Consider the following 14694-nt stretch of genomic DNA (forward strand, 5'->3'; position numbering starts at 1 on the left):
AGTATCCCCATTAAAGGTGGAATAGTTTCCAGTTCCATATTCAAAGAAGGCACCATATTCCGTAGTGCCGGATTTCTTTTCATTCTGATGGCCAAGGGCCAGAATGGCATTCCAGGTGTGGCTGTCCACATGGCTGCCCGTCTCCTGCCGCATGGTGCCGCCGCCCATCTGGGCGAAGGTTGCCAGACCGTCAGTGCCGGTGTTGGAGCCCATGGAGAGGCCATCTACGGCCGCACCGACGAAATCATTACCGGCAGACAGCGCCGCCACGGATGCAGTTGCACCCATTACGGAGTTATGGGTCCAATCCGCAGACTTCACATCTGTACCTGTTTTTGCGGTGAAAATAAGATTGGTTCCGTCAAGGGATGCCTCACCTTCACCTTCCAGGGCCGTGCTCACCTTGTACTTGGTACCGGTGATGGTGCCCACGCTGTTGCCAAAATCAGACACCAGGGTCATCTTCTTGTTGGCTGCCAGTTCTTCTATATTGGTAAATTTAATATTGGAAGTATCTACCGCTGCCCCGTCAAAGGATACATTGCTCAGGGTGGTCTTATGGTTCAGCAGTGCCCCGCTGTCCTTCCATTCCACATCGGTGAAGGTGAGCTTGCTGGCATTATTCCCCGTCACCTGATAGTTGACATTGCTGCTGTCCACGGCGATTTGGCCTGTCACCGCGCCGTTTATCATCACACCGGAGAGAGGGCTGTATTCATAGGAAATGTCGCTTGGCTGCGTGATATGGTCACCAGTTATGCCCGCTGCATTGGCCAGCAGTGTCATGGCATCGCCGGCCTTGGCTTGGTCCAGTCCTGTAAAAGTCAGCTTCGAGGCGTCAATGGCGAAGTTTCCGTCAAGGACGAAGCCATAGCCCTTGCCCGACAAGTCGTAATATGGGGCTGTGGTGTTCCATGGAATGTTAGCACCCAAGGTCAGCTTGTTCCCCACATTTGACGCGGTGCAGACCAGGGCAATGTTCTTGTCATTTGCATTGGTCTTGAACGCAAGGCTGCCCTTCAGAGTGGCGTCGATGCTCACCCCTGTGACGGGCTTAAGGCTGTATTTCTGCAATGCCGTGGTGGTGGCAGCAAGGTCGGCGGTGATGGTTGCCGTATTCGAACATTCTATCAGGTTCATGGTTGCCCCGTTCACCACAGTTTCGGGGTTGGCGAAGGTCAGTTCCGAGGCGTTGATTGTTGCTTTACTGCCGCCCTCATTCGCTAATATGCCGTATCCATGATTCATCCAGCTCGTGCCAGTCAATCTCAATACAGGCGTGCCCCATTTCACAGCCACATTGACGGGCTTTCTGTTTTCACCTAGTTGTTTACCTATGTATACAATTTCAAAATTTTGCACCCGGCCTTCAACAGTGTTGTCACCGGAGAGGCATAACGTATTGCCTGTAGTTTGATCATTGCCGTTAATTCCTCCATAAACATCTTCCTCAACCGTACTGTCCGTCATATATATACTATTGCCTGTAGCATCTCGAATAGCTTTACCACCATAAAGTCTATTAATTACTGTACTTTTTATCAGCTCCACCGTATTATTTATCGCCGATCCATTATTTGAGAAGCCACCATAAGCATAACTTACTTTACTATTGCTTATCTTAAGAAAGTTGTCCTTTGCAACATTATTACTAGACTGTATGGAGTGAGCACCATATACACTCCCTGTCTTTGCGTTATCAACATTCAGCTGATAGCCTTTAATCCCTTCAATAGTTGAGCTTGCCGAAGCAAATGCACCATGCACATCAGCCCAATTGCCTGTGACGGTCAATGTCTTGTCCGATGCCGTTTCGTCATTGCCCGGTGTAACAGTGGCGTCACTAGCAATATTATTAACTACTACTTTGTTGGTATCGGCATTAATACAGGCCGAACCCGCAGCAGACGCAATTCCGCCGCACCCTATCCACAGTGATACGGCCAGTGCCAGGGCTGCCTGTCCCTTTAAACTTTTCCAGCCCCTGCCCTTAGTGGCTTTGCTGGTGCCGATGTCCCCCTCTGGTGAACTATTATACTTCCTTGTTTCCATTTTCCATTTTCCTCCTTGTTACACCTCACCCACCGTCCAAGGACGGTCCCCCCTCCCCTCCAGGGGAGGGCATATACATAGTGATGGCAAGGGCCAGATCAAATTGGTCCCCCCTCCAGGGGAGGGCATACACTCATACCAAAAGTAGCATGAAAATTCAAAAAATTCAATAGGAAATCAAAAAGTGATGGGATTTTTGAAAAAGTGATGGATTTTTAGACTTTTTGACGTTTTTTTGTTGCATCCAAACTGCATTTTTTTGCAAAAAACGCAAAAAATAACAGCTGCACAAGAACGTGCAACTGTTATTTACAAATATTCGGGTATATGAGGTGTCCCCCCTCAATGTGCCTTCCCCTTGAGGGGAAGGTGTCAGCCGATAGGCTGACGGATGAGGTGTCCTCCTCAGAAATTATACTTTAATCCCACGCCGCCGGAGACGCCACGCTTCTTGCCCGCAAAGGCAGTGAGGTTGAGGTCCACGGTCCATGGGGAATTAGGCTGGGTAATGGTGGCCCCCAGCTCGGCACGGAGGCTGCTGCCCTTGGTTTCTGCACCGCGGATGGCCACACCATCAGCAGTACCGGTGGCTCTGCCGCCAAATTCATACTCGTAGGCCAGGCCGCCATACCATTTCCACTGGTCGCTGGTCTGCATGGAGTAGCGGGTACCCAGGCGGAGAATCTGGCTGTTGATGGCATCAAGGTCATAATGGCCGCCGGCATCAAAGGAGACGCCGTTGCGGTGGTTGTAGAAGAATTTGCCATAAACGTCAAGGCTCCGTCCGCCGGAATAATCAAAGAGTTTGCCATAGCCCAAATGGAAGCCATAGTAACCGGCACTGGTATTGTAGCCGTAAGTATTGGTACCATCTGTCAGCACATTGGAGGCATCATCCTTTATGCTGCCAAGGCGGATGCTGCCCTCAATATAGTCCTTCCGTGGGCTGGTCCACTTGCCCAAAAGGCCGCCACCGGTATAATGCATGGAACCATCACCCCGAACATCCCCGTCGAAGGTGGAATAGTTTCCAGTGCCGTATTCAAAGAAGGCACCATATTCCGTAGTGCCAGACTTCTTCACGTTCTGATGGCCAAGGGCCAGAATGGCATTCCAGGTGTGGCTGGTCACATGGCTGCCGGTTTCCTGGGTAATGGAGCCGCCACCCATATTGGCAAAGGTAGCCAGGCCATCAGTGCCGGTATTGGAGCCCATGGAGAGGCCATCCGTAGCGGTACCGACAAAATCATTACCGGCAGACAAGGCTGCCATGGATGCGGTGGCTCCCATAACGGTATTATGGGTCTGTGGCTGGGCAGTTCCCGTTTCCGCAGTAAAAATCAAATCCTTGCCCACCAGTGAGGCCTTGCCATCACCCTCCAGAGTCGAACCAACCTTGTATTTAGTGCCGGTGATGGTGCCCACGCTGTTGCCAAAATCAGACACCAGGGTCATCTTCTTGTTGGCTGCCAGTTCTTCTATATTGGTAAATTTAATATTGGAAGTATCTACAGCTGCCCCGTCAAAGGATACATTGCTCAGGGTGGTCTTATGGTTCAGCAGTGCCCCGCTGTCCTTCCACTCCACGTCGGTGAAGGTCAGCTTGTTGGCCTGATTGGATGCTGTATAAGTCAGGTTTTTCTCCGTAAGGGCAAAGCTGCCCTTTACAGCCGCATCAACGGCTATTCCCGCCAAAGGATTAACATTGTATTTCTGCTCATCCATGGCTGTGTTGTCCAAGGTAGCCGTCAGTGAGGCCTCATCCTCACAGTGAATAAGATTCATGGTGGCCCCGTTCTGAACATCTTCCGGGTTGGTAAACTTAAGTTTGGAGGCATCAATTACTGCCTTGGTGCCATCCATATTTTTCATGATGCCATTGGCACCAGATAAGGTCAGCACAGGTGTCCCCCATGTGCCTTCGAGGAGATTGATCTTTTCAAAGTTTTGCACCCGGCCTTCGGTAATCATACTCATTTCAGGCGACCATGACTCTATCACTTCCTTAATTTGCGCCGGTGTCATTGCCGCAATTGCTGCAACTTCTGGGTCATCGCTATTTTTAGCATTATCTATATATAATTGATAATCAAACTCTCCAATCTTGTTAGCCCCAGCCAGATTCAGGGTATTGCCAGTAACGAGATCTACACTTGAGCCATCTATTTGTAGGTTCATACCACCCCAAACCGGTCCGCCAATAAGGGCATTTTTTAGATTAACCGTATTATTTATGGCCGTCTTTCCATCATCAGAATCTATAGCTCCACCACAGACACCACCAATTTCAAGAACCATGGTTTGCACGTTACTGTTTTCAATAGTTACTTCATTATCATTGGCACTGCCAGTGCCAATGCCATTGTCATCATTTGCCGCCGTATATCCCCCTGCAACCGCGCTCCACAGATTGCTATTCTTTATAGAAACTGTGTTATGATGGGCATTGCCGGTATCTGCATCAGAATCAACATGTCCACCATAAAGCGCCACAGGACTATCCTTGACGGTAACTCCATCCAAAATAACCGTATTCTTGTAAACATCTCCATCTTCAAGCGCATACGCACCAACAATTTCTCCCTGGTATAAACCGAAGTTTCCCTCAAATTTAAGGTTGGAGAGGTTCAGGGTATAACCGGTTATGTCACCAGCAGTGGTGCTTCGTACTCCCCCCATAATCCCACTATAATCGCGCCAATTTCCCCCGGCAATGGTCAGGGCCTTGCCTGATTTTTCAATCAGCTCTGCCCCAGTACCAGTTTTCGCCTGAGTCACTGCTGCATCATTTCTGATATACTGCTCCTCATCATTAGATGCATTCAATACAGTTAAAGGTGCCCCCGCCATTTCATCATCAAGATAAATCCCAAACTCATCAGCATCAGCATGAGCTACTTCAACACTGCCCATTCCCCCTATCCACAGTGATACGGCCAGTGCCAATGCCATCTGGGCTTTTTTGCCTTTCCATACGCCTTTACGGCTGCTGATGTTCTCCCCTAGTGGACTACCATACTTTCTTGTTTCCATTTTCATTTTCCTCCTTGTTACACCTCACCCACCGTCCAAGGACGGTCCCCCCTCCCCTCCTGGGGAGGGCACATACATATTGATGGCAAGAGCCGGATCAAATTGGTCCCCCCTCCAGGGAGGGCATCTACTCGTGCAAAAAGTAGCATGAAAATTCCAATAATTCAATAGGAAATCAAAAAGTGATGGGATTTTCGAAAAAGTGATGGTTTTTTAGACCTTTTGACATTTATTTTATACATAAAATGAGTTTTTTACATTTATTGGAACTGGGAATGATTTCCATGAAGCCTTTATTATTTGCCCAAAAATTGTTATACTTAGAGTTAGTGTGCAAAATTTCCATAATAAATAGGAACATTTCAATATAAAGGAGCAACATAAGATGATTTTAAACCGTAAATCAGTGGAACTTTTGGCCCCGGCCGGCAACTGGGAGGCCCTGGTGGCTGCCGTGGAGGCAGGTGCTGATGCTGTTTATCTGGGTGGCAAGCATTTCAATATGCGTATGCACCGCAACAAGGAAACCAATTTTGACGATGAGATGCTGAAAAAGGCCATTGAGTACACCCATGCCCATGATGTGTGCCTCTACATCACCCTGAACAACCTTATCAGTGATGATGAAATTGAGCCACTGAAGGAATATCTGGCTTATCTCAACGAAATCCGTCCTGATGCCATTTTGGTACAGGATTTTGCCGTACTGGAAATTGCCAAGGAAATGGGCATCACCATTCCTTTCCATACCTCCGTAATGATGAACACCCACAACGAGCATGCCATCAAGAAGCTGAAGGAATATGGCATTACCCGTATTGTGGTGGGCCGTGAAATGACCCTTTCTGAGATGTCTTTATTTAAGGAAAGAACTGGTCTGGAAATCGAGTATTTCATGCACGGTGATATGTGTATTGCAGAAAGCGGCCAGTGCATTCACTCCGGCGTGCTCTTTGGTCAGAGCGGCAACCGTGGCCGTTGTCTGAAGCCTTGCCGCTGGGCCTACAAGCTCATTGATGAGGAAACCGGGGAGATTCTGGACAAGGACGACCAGCATGACTACAAGCTGGCCCTGAAGGATATGTGCATGTACCGCAACATTCCGGAGCTGATTCAGGCCGGTGTGTTCTCCTTCAAGATTGAGGGCCGTATGCGTCCGGCTGATTTTGTCCGCCGCATTGTGGCCACCTACCGCAAGGCTATTGATGCCTATATTGAGGACCCTTACGGATATCAGGTGGACGAAGAGGGCTGGCAGGATTTGTACAAGAACCGGGCCAGAGACTTCACCACCACCTTTGCCCTGGGGCAGCCTGATGCCAGCGATATTGGCTTTGATGGTACCCGTGAGCCGCGTTTCTTCAGTGATGCCGTGGAAGAGGCGGGCTTCCAGGATGAAATCTTAAAGGCTGAGCCGGCTATTAATAAGGAAAACAAGGGCAAGCGCCAGCTGTCCGTACAGGTGGCTGATCTGGCTTCCGTGGAAGCTGCCTGCGCCAACGGGGCAGATATTGTGTATCTCTCCGGCGAAGCCTACAAGCCAAAGAAGCCTTGGTCCGTAAAGAATGTTGCCAAGGCCATTGAAATCGGCCAGAAATACAACGCAAAAATCGTTATTGGTACCCCACGGACCACCATGCGCCGGGAGTGCGGCGAGCTGGAGCAGTATCTTAAGGCTGTCAACGGGCTGAAGCCAGCCGGTGTGCTGGTAAGCAATCTGGGCTCCCTTAAGCTGGCCCAGGAGTGCACCGACCTGCCGGTACAGGCGGACTTCTCCTTTAATCTCTTTAACCACAAGGCCGCCAGCTTCATGAAGAAGAATGGCATTGCCATGGGTACTGCTTCTCTGGAGCTGTCCTTTGCCCAGGTCCGCAATCTGGTGGAGCAGTCCGAGCTGCCAATTGAAATTATTGTTCATGGCTCCTACGAGTCCATGATCTGCGACCATAATTTTGCGGCAATGATTCTCCCATACAAGCATCTGGATAATCCGGAGTTTGTGAACCGTCACTATGCCCTGAAGGACACTGTGGGGGGAGTTCATCCACTGCGTATGGACCAGTTTGGCCGCAACCACATCCTCTTTACCAAGGATCTGTGCTACTATCCATATCTGGAAAAGTTCAACGGTGTGGGAGCTTACCGCATTGAGGCCAAGGATTATGAGCCGGAGCTGGTGGGCGAGCTGACCAAGGCTTACCGCACTGCCCTGGATAATCTGGATGAAGGCAAGCCAGCCTTTGATGAGGAAACCTTCAGGATGCTGCAGGAGGCTGGGCCACGCAAGCTTGGTATCGGTGTATACCGCTTCCGCCAGTCCCAGGATTCCCTCTAAGTAATTGTTCCTTTGACACCTCATCCGGTCACTGCGTGACCACCTTCCCCTCAAGGGGAAGGCAAGATTTATTGGCAATCATTTTAAGCTAACTAAAAAAATCGCTTGTAAATATACTACTGTTTGGGAGGTATTGATAATGTCATTAGAAAAGCCTATTGGCCCCGAGGCCATTCTGGAGAAGAAGAAAAAGTACATCATGCCTTGTCTGGCCCATTTCTACAAGGAACCACGCCAGTTCGTCAAGGGCGATATGCAGTTCCTCTATGACAGCGAGGGCCGCAAATATCTGGATATGTTTGCCGGTGTGTCCGTTATGAACTGTGGCCACTGCAACCCGGAAATCATGGAAAACGTGGTGAAGCAGGTTCAGTCTCTCCAGCATGTCTGCAATATTTATCTGACAGAGAATTTTGTCAATCTGGCCGAAAAGCTGGCTGAGGTGACCCCAGGGGATCTGCAGAAGACCTTCTTCTGCTCCACCGGCACCGAGGCCAATGAGGGTGCCCTGCTTTTGGCCTCCATCTACACCGGCAGTGACGAGTTTATCAGCCTGAGAAACGGTCTCCACGGCCGCACCAAGCTCACCATGAGCGTAACCGGTATTCAGATGTGGCGTACTGACCCCCATCCTTGCGGCGGTATTCACTTTGCTCCAAATGCTTACTGCTACCGCTGCCCACTGGGCAAGAAGTATCCTGAGTGTGATCTGGCCTGTGCCAATGCTGTGGAGGACCTTATCAAGTATTCCACCAGTGGCCGTCCGGCAGCCCTTATAGCTGAGCCAATTCAGGGCAATGCCGGTATCGTAACACCGCCAAAGGGCTACTTCAAGCGGGTGAAGGAGATTCTGGAGAAGTACAATGCCCTGCTGATTATTGATGAGGTGCAGACCGGCTTTGGCCGCACCGGCAAGATGTTTGCCATTGAGAATTTCGATGTGGTGCCGGATATTATGACCATGGCCAAGGCTCTGGGCAATGGTGCTCCTATTTCCGCCTTTACGGCTTCTGCCAAAATCGCGGATACCTACACCAAGCCGGGTGCCTCCACCCTTGGTGGCAACCCTGTATCCTCCATTGCCGGCCTGAGTGTTATCAACTACATTCAGAAGCATGACCTCATAAGGAATGCCCAGGAGCGGGGCCAGCAGTTATATGATGGTCTGACAGAGCTCCAGAAGAAGCACCCTATTATCGGTGATATTCGCGGTCTGGGCCTCATGCGGGGAGCTGAGTTTGTCCATGCTGACAAGAGCCCGGCCCCTGAGGAGCTGGACATGGTTCTGGAGGAAATGAAGAACCGCGGCTTTATCATCGGCAAGAACGGTATCGAGCGCAATGTGATGGCCTTCCAGCCACCACTTGTTATCACTGAGGAGGATGTGAACAGCGTCCTCAACGCCCTGGATGATGTCTTGACCAAGATTATCAAGTAATTCCCGGCAAGCTGAATAATTTGCTGCAAAAAAACAGGCTCTGGCGGAAGCTTTCGCTCCCGTCAGAGCCTTTGTTATGCCTTAAAATAATATTTTAAATAACTGTTACGCAATTCTTCCCCGCCTGATTCTTGGACTTGTACATGGCGGTATCCACCCTCTGGAACAGGGAAAGCAGGGTGTCGTCCTTGGTGGCGGCAGTAATGCCGATGCTCACTGTTACCTTGTCCAGCTTGTAGATGGTGGACAAGCCCATAATCTTACTGCGTATGCGCTCAGCCACATTTCTGGCAACGGTTACATCAGAATTGTTAAATACGATAATAAACTCGTCACCGCCCCAGCGGCCGGCCCTGTCAGTGGCCCTGATATTCTGTCTGATGAGCTCCGCCACACTCTTTAAGACCTCATCGCCGGTATCATGGCCCAGGGAATCATTGATATGCTTGAAGTTATCAAGGTCCAGCATCATAACTGACATGTGCTTGTTGCTGAGCTGGCTGTCAGAAAGGGAATTGGACATTTCCGTTTCCAGCTGACCACGGTTAAGGAGATTGGTAAGGAAATCAATTTTGGCAATATCCTGCAGCCGCATATTGCTCTCCTCCAGCTCGTCGGACACGGCCTGGACAAAGTGCATCATGTGGCTCAGTACGCTGTTTTGACGCTCCAGCCGTATTGGCCGCGTGTAATCTTCCTCACGGTGCTCCAGCACATTGCCGCCTTCCCTTATTCCAATAATGGAAAGGCACATATTATTTAGGTATATATCGCCGTAGCTGGTTCTCATGTACTCACCCAGGGCATAAATACCCGTGGACGGAGCCCCCCTGCGGCAGGCCTCCAGCTCCTGATTGACGTCCTTTTGGAGAAGCACCTTCCGGGCCCAGCAGCTGACGGCAAAAATGCCCTCCGGGTTAAAATGAAGCATACCCATCTGAAGGTTACGGGCTTCCTGAATGATAATGGCGGGATCACCATAGCAAAGGCGGACCTTGTCCCCCACCTCGAAATCCGCACCATAGCTGGCACTGCCATCCTCATCAAGATATCTTGGGAGCCTCGACAGGGAGGTTCCATTTCTGATAATGGAAAACGGGAACACTACGGATTCATTTAAGAAGTCCTCATTCCAGCTGTTGATGCCAAGGTACTTTTCGTAAATAGTCCGCACCGGCACATCGTCTATCTCACATATTGTATGGGAATTGCTGAGTCTGGTTACTGTCATTATCTTCCCAAGAGGACGCCAGCCACTGCCATAACCCACACAGACATTTAAATCGCTGCCCCTGAAGGCCACCATTACATGGCCGCGGTAAACCACATCATCGCCGGTAAATACAAAGCCCTGGCCTGCCGGAGTGGTGCCATCATCCACAACACCCCCAAAGAAAACCACCTCAGGGGACATCTGTGAAAGCTCACGGAAAAACGGCATGGTATTGACGGCATAGCCGGAGGTAAGCATTTCCACAGCCTTAAGCTGCTCCATACCCTCAAGTCTTTCCCGTGTTCTGTCACCGATTTCATGGCTTCGGGCATCCTCCCACATTATCGGGAACACCTCAACCTTGGCTTCATTGAAAACGGAAAAGGTCAGGGATATACCATACAGGTTAATAACCCCCGCCGTAATATTTGCAGAGGCGGTGCCTCCCACAATTTTTGCATCGGGCAGGGTTTTCCGAACCTTGCTGATCAGCTTTGGAGCCTCATCCTTTAGATGTATATCCAAAAAAATAGTGACCAGTACGTCGGAATATGATTCCATATCCGCCAGCTGACCGGCAAATTCATCTACTCTATTGAAAAATGACTTTAAATCGTGACATAAATAAGGAATGTGCTTCATAAAGTTCACCCCAATAATTAGACTATAGCCCTATTGATGCAATTATACCATAACTAAACAGACCACTGCGAGAAAATATTTTTTAGAATAATTAACTTAACGTTTCATGTTGTAAGGTGCTTTAATTATAAAATAATCAGCACTTTTGTTTGCAGAACACTTGCAATCGAACATATATATGCTATACTATATGTACAGAATAAAAATTGTGAGGAGTGTGACTAATGGGACGCAAACGCTGTGCCGATGAGCGCATGGATCAGATTTACCGTGTGATTAAGGAATTTCTTTTGGAAAAAGGCTATCCACCATCTGTACGTGAGATAGGCAAGGCTGTTGGACTGAAATCCAGCTCCACCGTGCATGGCTATCTTAACCAGCTGGAGGATGCGGGACTTATCCGCCGTGACCCTACCAAGCCCCGTGCCATCGACCTGCTGGAGGACAAGCCTTGGGAGCGTACTGTCAATGTGCCTCTTATTGGGGCAGTGACTGCCGGTACCCCTATTCTTGCCCAGGAAAATGTGGAGGAGGTATTTGCCTTCCCTCAGAACCTGTTAGGTACCACCAGTGAAACCTTTATGCTGAAGGTGGACGGCGAGAGCATGATCAATGCCGGCATCTACGACGGCGACTACATCATGGTCAAGCAGCAGAACACCGCCAACAACAGCGACATTGTAGTGGCACTGGTGAATGGCGAGGCTGCCACTGTAAAGCGCTTCTTCAAGGAAAAGGACTGCATCCGTCTCCAGCCGGAAAATGATTCCATGGAGCCATTCTACGAGAAGAACGTAACCATTCTCGGCAAGGTAATCGGCGTATACCGTCAGATGTAATTTAGCAGCATATAGAAAAAGAGCAGTTGGATTATGAATGATTCATTATCCACTGCTCTATTTTTTTGCTTATTTCTTTAAATCCTCGATGGCCTGGGCTGCACCCATTATGCCGATAACGGCATGCTCGAAGGTGACGCCACCCTGCAGATAAACATTGTATGGAGCACGCATCGGACCATCGGCGCTGAGCTCGATGGAGGCACCCTGAACGAAGGTGCCGGCAGCCATAATAATCTGGTCCTCATAGCCCGGCATATCCCATGGCTCCGGTGCCGCAAAGGAATCCACCGGTGAATACTTCTGAATGCCGCCGCAGAAGGCAATGAGGTTTTCCGGAGTATCCAGCTGCACTGCCTGAATAATATCACCACGGACATCCGTTGGCAATGGCAGGGTCTTGTAGCCCAGCTTGCTGAACATGCCGGCAGCAAAGACTGCCCCCTTGATGGCCTGGGCCACCACATGAGGGGCCAGGAAGAAGCCCTGGAAAATCATGCGGTTGTTGGCCAGAGATGCTCCCAGCTCATCACCCATGCCCGGGGAAGTGAGTCTGTAGGAGGCCAGCTCCACCAGCTCATCCTTGCCGCAGATATAGCCGCCGGTAAGGGCAATGCCGCCCCCCGGATTTTTGATGAGGGAACCGGCCATAATGTCCGCTCCCACCTGCACCGGCTCACGGGTGTCCACAAACTCGCCGTAGCAGTTGTCCACGAAGCATACGCAGTCCGGCTTGATACGATGAACCTCGGCACAGATGGCCTCAATATCCTCAATGCTCAACGGGTCCCGCATGGAATAGCCCCGGGAGCGCTGAATCAGTACCATTTTGGTATCCGGGGTCAGCTTGCCGGCGATACCGGCCATATCCACCTTGCCGTCTACCATATCCAGCTCATCATATTTAATGCCAAATTCCTTCAAAGAGCCCTTGCTTTCAGAGGCATAGCCGATAACAGTCTGCATGGTGTCATAAGGAGCCCCTGTAATGGACAGCAGCTTGTCGCCGGGACGAAGGATACCAAAAAGAACCGTGGCCAGAGTATGGGTGCCGGATACAAACTGGGTGCGGACCAGGGCCCGCTCTGCCCCAAAGACCTTGGCAAAGAGCTCATCCGCCTTGACACGGCCCACATCACTGTAGGCATAGCCGGAGGTGGTATTGAAATGGCTCTCTCCCACCTGACACTCCCGCATGGCATCCAGCACCTTCAGGGTGTTGGCCTCGGCAATGGCGTCAATGCGCTCAAACATAGGCTGGCTTCCGGCCAGAACCTGCTTCTTCAATTCTATTAATTTTTCTGAAAATGCCATTAGATAAATTTACTCCTTGATTTCATATTGCATATATGGTTCAGCATCGGTAACCGGCAGCTCTACCTCCAGCACCGTGCCCTGTTCGTTATAATCTGTACTGAGGACTGTCCCCAGCTCATGCAGACGGGTTATCTGGCTGCCCTCCGTATACGGGATGCACAGCTTCAGCACCACCTTGCCCTGATTAAAGAAGCTGGACAGCTTTTCCCGAAGGGTCTGCAAATCCTCCGGCTTACGGGCAGAAATAACCACGCCGTCCCGGCCCTGAAGCATACGCTGGGCATCAAAGCCGTTGCCCCCCTGCTCCATAAGCCTGTCGGCCTTGTTAAACACAAAAATCGCCGGCTTTTCCTTGGCCCCGATTTCCTCCAGCACCTTTATAACTGCCTTTATCTGCAGCTCATAATTGGGGTCGCTGGCATCCACCACATGAACCAGCAAATCTGCCTCGGTGGTTTCCTCCAGTGTAGCCTGAAAGGCACTGACCAGGGTATGGGGCAGCTTCTGGATAAAGCCAACTGTATCCGTCAGCAAAATCTGCTGCTTTTCGTCCAAATCCACCAGCCGGGTGGTAGGGTCAAGGGTGGCAAAGAGCTTATCCTCTGCCAAAACATCCGAATCAGACAGGGCGTTCAGTATAGTGGATTTTCCGGCATTGGTATAGCCCACAAGGGCCGCCGAGGCCAGACGGGACTGCTTCCGCTGATTACGGTGCAGCTTCCGCTGATTTTTCAGCTTTTTCAGCTGCTCCTCCAAATCGTGTATACGGCCGTGAATGCGACGGCGGTCCATTTCCAGCTTGGTTTCGCCGGGACCACGGGTACCGATGCCGCCCCCCAGCCTGGACATTACCAGACCCTGGCCCCCCAAACGGGGCAGATTATATTTCAGCTGCGCCAGCTCCACCTGCAGCTTTCCTGCACTGGAACGGGCCCGCTGGGCAAATATGTCCAAAATAAGGGCCGTGCGGTCTACCACACGCAGGCCGGTGCTGAGCTCCAGATTGCGCTGCTGGGAAGGGGATATTTCATCGTCAATAACCAGCAAATCCGCTTCCACATTCTGGGCCAGCATGGCGATTTCCTCCACCTTGCCCTTGCCCAGAAAATAGGCATTGTCCGGCTTATCCTTGTTCTGGATAACCTCACCCACTATTTCTGCTCCGGCGGTTTCCACCAGTCCCCGCAGCTCTGCCAGGGAATCCTCCACCTGCCAGTCATCCCTGCGGCTGGAAAAGGCCACACCGGCCAGAATTGCCTTTTCGATCTGCTCCTCCGTGTCCTTCAGGCGGTTCTTGCCCAAGGCGTTATTGACCAGCACAATAAGCTGAACCAGATCAATGTTGTTCAGCTCCTTTAAGGGCAGCTCCTTGGTTCCGCTGACCACATAGCCCCCCTCCTCCGTCATTTCACCGTTGAGGAAGGCCAGACTGCCATGGATTTTCCCGTCCTTTTTACGGCCAATGGCCACCATGCAGTCAAACCGCATGCTTCTGAGGGAGGACAAATCCGGGGCCGAAAGGCGGGTATCTGCACTGGGATGGGTATGGACGCAACGGACTCCGGACAGGCGGATGGTGCTCCGCTGCTTTATGTCCGGCAGCTCCACCGTGGCATCATCCCCCACTGACACCTGCACCACCGTGCCCTTGCGGTTGATGTATACTGCCACCTCACGGCCCAAAATGTCCGTAAGCTCCAGCATCTTTTCCGCTGCCTCCCGGGTTATTATCTGACCCTGGGGAATTTCCAGCTCATACAGGGCCTCCAGCTCCTGGATAACCCCGGCCTTTATGTTGTCCAATTTTCCATTTACAACCATAACT

8 protein-coding genes are annotated in these 14694 nt (G+C 50.8%); 3 read left to right on the forward strand and 5 right to left on the reverse strand.

Annotated features, from left to right (window positions below):
- The coding region (locus tag D081_RS11695; RefSeq protein ID WP_143272210.1) for a hypothetical protein at positions 1-2052 on the reverse strand (2052 nt) is incomplete at its 3' end.
- A 405-nt stretch (positions 2053-2457) separates the two neighbouring features.
- Positions 2458-5085, reverse strand: coding sequence for an autotransporter outer membrane beta-barrel domain-containing protein (locus tag D081_RS11700; RefSeq protein ID WP_085024350.1), 2628 nt, complete (start codon positions 5083-5085; stop codon positions 2458-2460).
- A 385-nt stretch (positions 5086-5470) separates the two neighbouring features.
- Here D081_RS11700 and D081_RS11705 point away from each other — a divergent pair, with 385 nt between their 5' ends.
- Together D081_RS11705 and D081_RS11710 are read left to right on the forward strand one after the other, a co-directional pair.
- The gene (locus tag D081_RS11705) at positions 5471-7420 is read left to right on the forward strand and encodes a peptidase U32 family protein (protein WP_085024351.1); all 1950 of its coding nucleotides are present in this window, start codon (positions 5471-5473) and stop codon (positions 7418-7420) included.
- A gap of 139 nt (positions 7421-7559) precedes the next feature.
- Positions 7560-8858 (forward strand): aspartate aminotransferase family protein, encoded by a 1299-nt coding sequence (locus tag D081_RS11710; protein ID WP_085024352.1) that lies wholly within the window; start codon positions 7560-7562, stop codon positions 8856-8858.
- 94 nt (positions 8859-8952) lie between these two features.
- Here D081_RS11710 and D081_RS11715 read toward each other — a convergent pair whose 3' ends face one another.
- On the reverse strand, positions 8953-10713 hold the full coding sequence (locus D081_RS11715; RefSeq protein ID WP_085024353.1) for a GGDEF domain-containing protein: 1761 nt from the start codon (positions 10711-10713) through the stop codon (positions 8953-8955).
- A 224-nt stretch (positions 10714-10937) separates the two neighbouring features.
- On the opposite strand from D081_RS11715, the gene lexA reads away from it, so the two are divergent.
- Positions 10938-11552 (forward strand): transcriptional repressor LexA, encoded by a 615-nt coding sequence (gene lexA / locus D081_RS11720; RefSeq protein WP_085024354.1) that lies wholly within the window; start codon positions 10938-10940, stop codon positions 11550-11552.
- Positions 11553-11621: 69 nt separating this feature from the next.
- Here the strand turns inward: lexA and D081_RS11725 are convergent, their stop codons facing one another.
- Both D081_RS11725 and hflX read right to left on the reverse strand, forming a co-directional pair.
- Entirely contained in the window at positions 11622-12866 is a 1245-nt protein-coding gene (locus D081_RS11725) for a methionine gamma-lyase family protein (protein WP_085024355.1), read from the reverse strand.
- 9 nt (positions 12867-12875) lie between these two features.
- Positions 12876-14690, reverse strand: coding sequence for a GTPase HflX (gene hflX / locus D081_RS11730; RefSeq protein ID WP_085024356.1), 1815 nt, complete (start codon positions 14688-14690; stop codon positions 12876-12878).
- Between the last annotated feature and the right edge of the window lie 4 nt (positions 14691-14694).

This window comes from Anaerovibrio sp. JC8 (genome assembly GCF_002100115.1).
Classification (GTDB): Bacteria; Bacillota; Negativicutes; order Selenomonadales; family Selenomonadaceae; genus Anaerovibrio.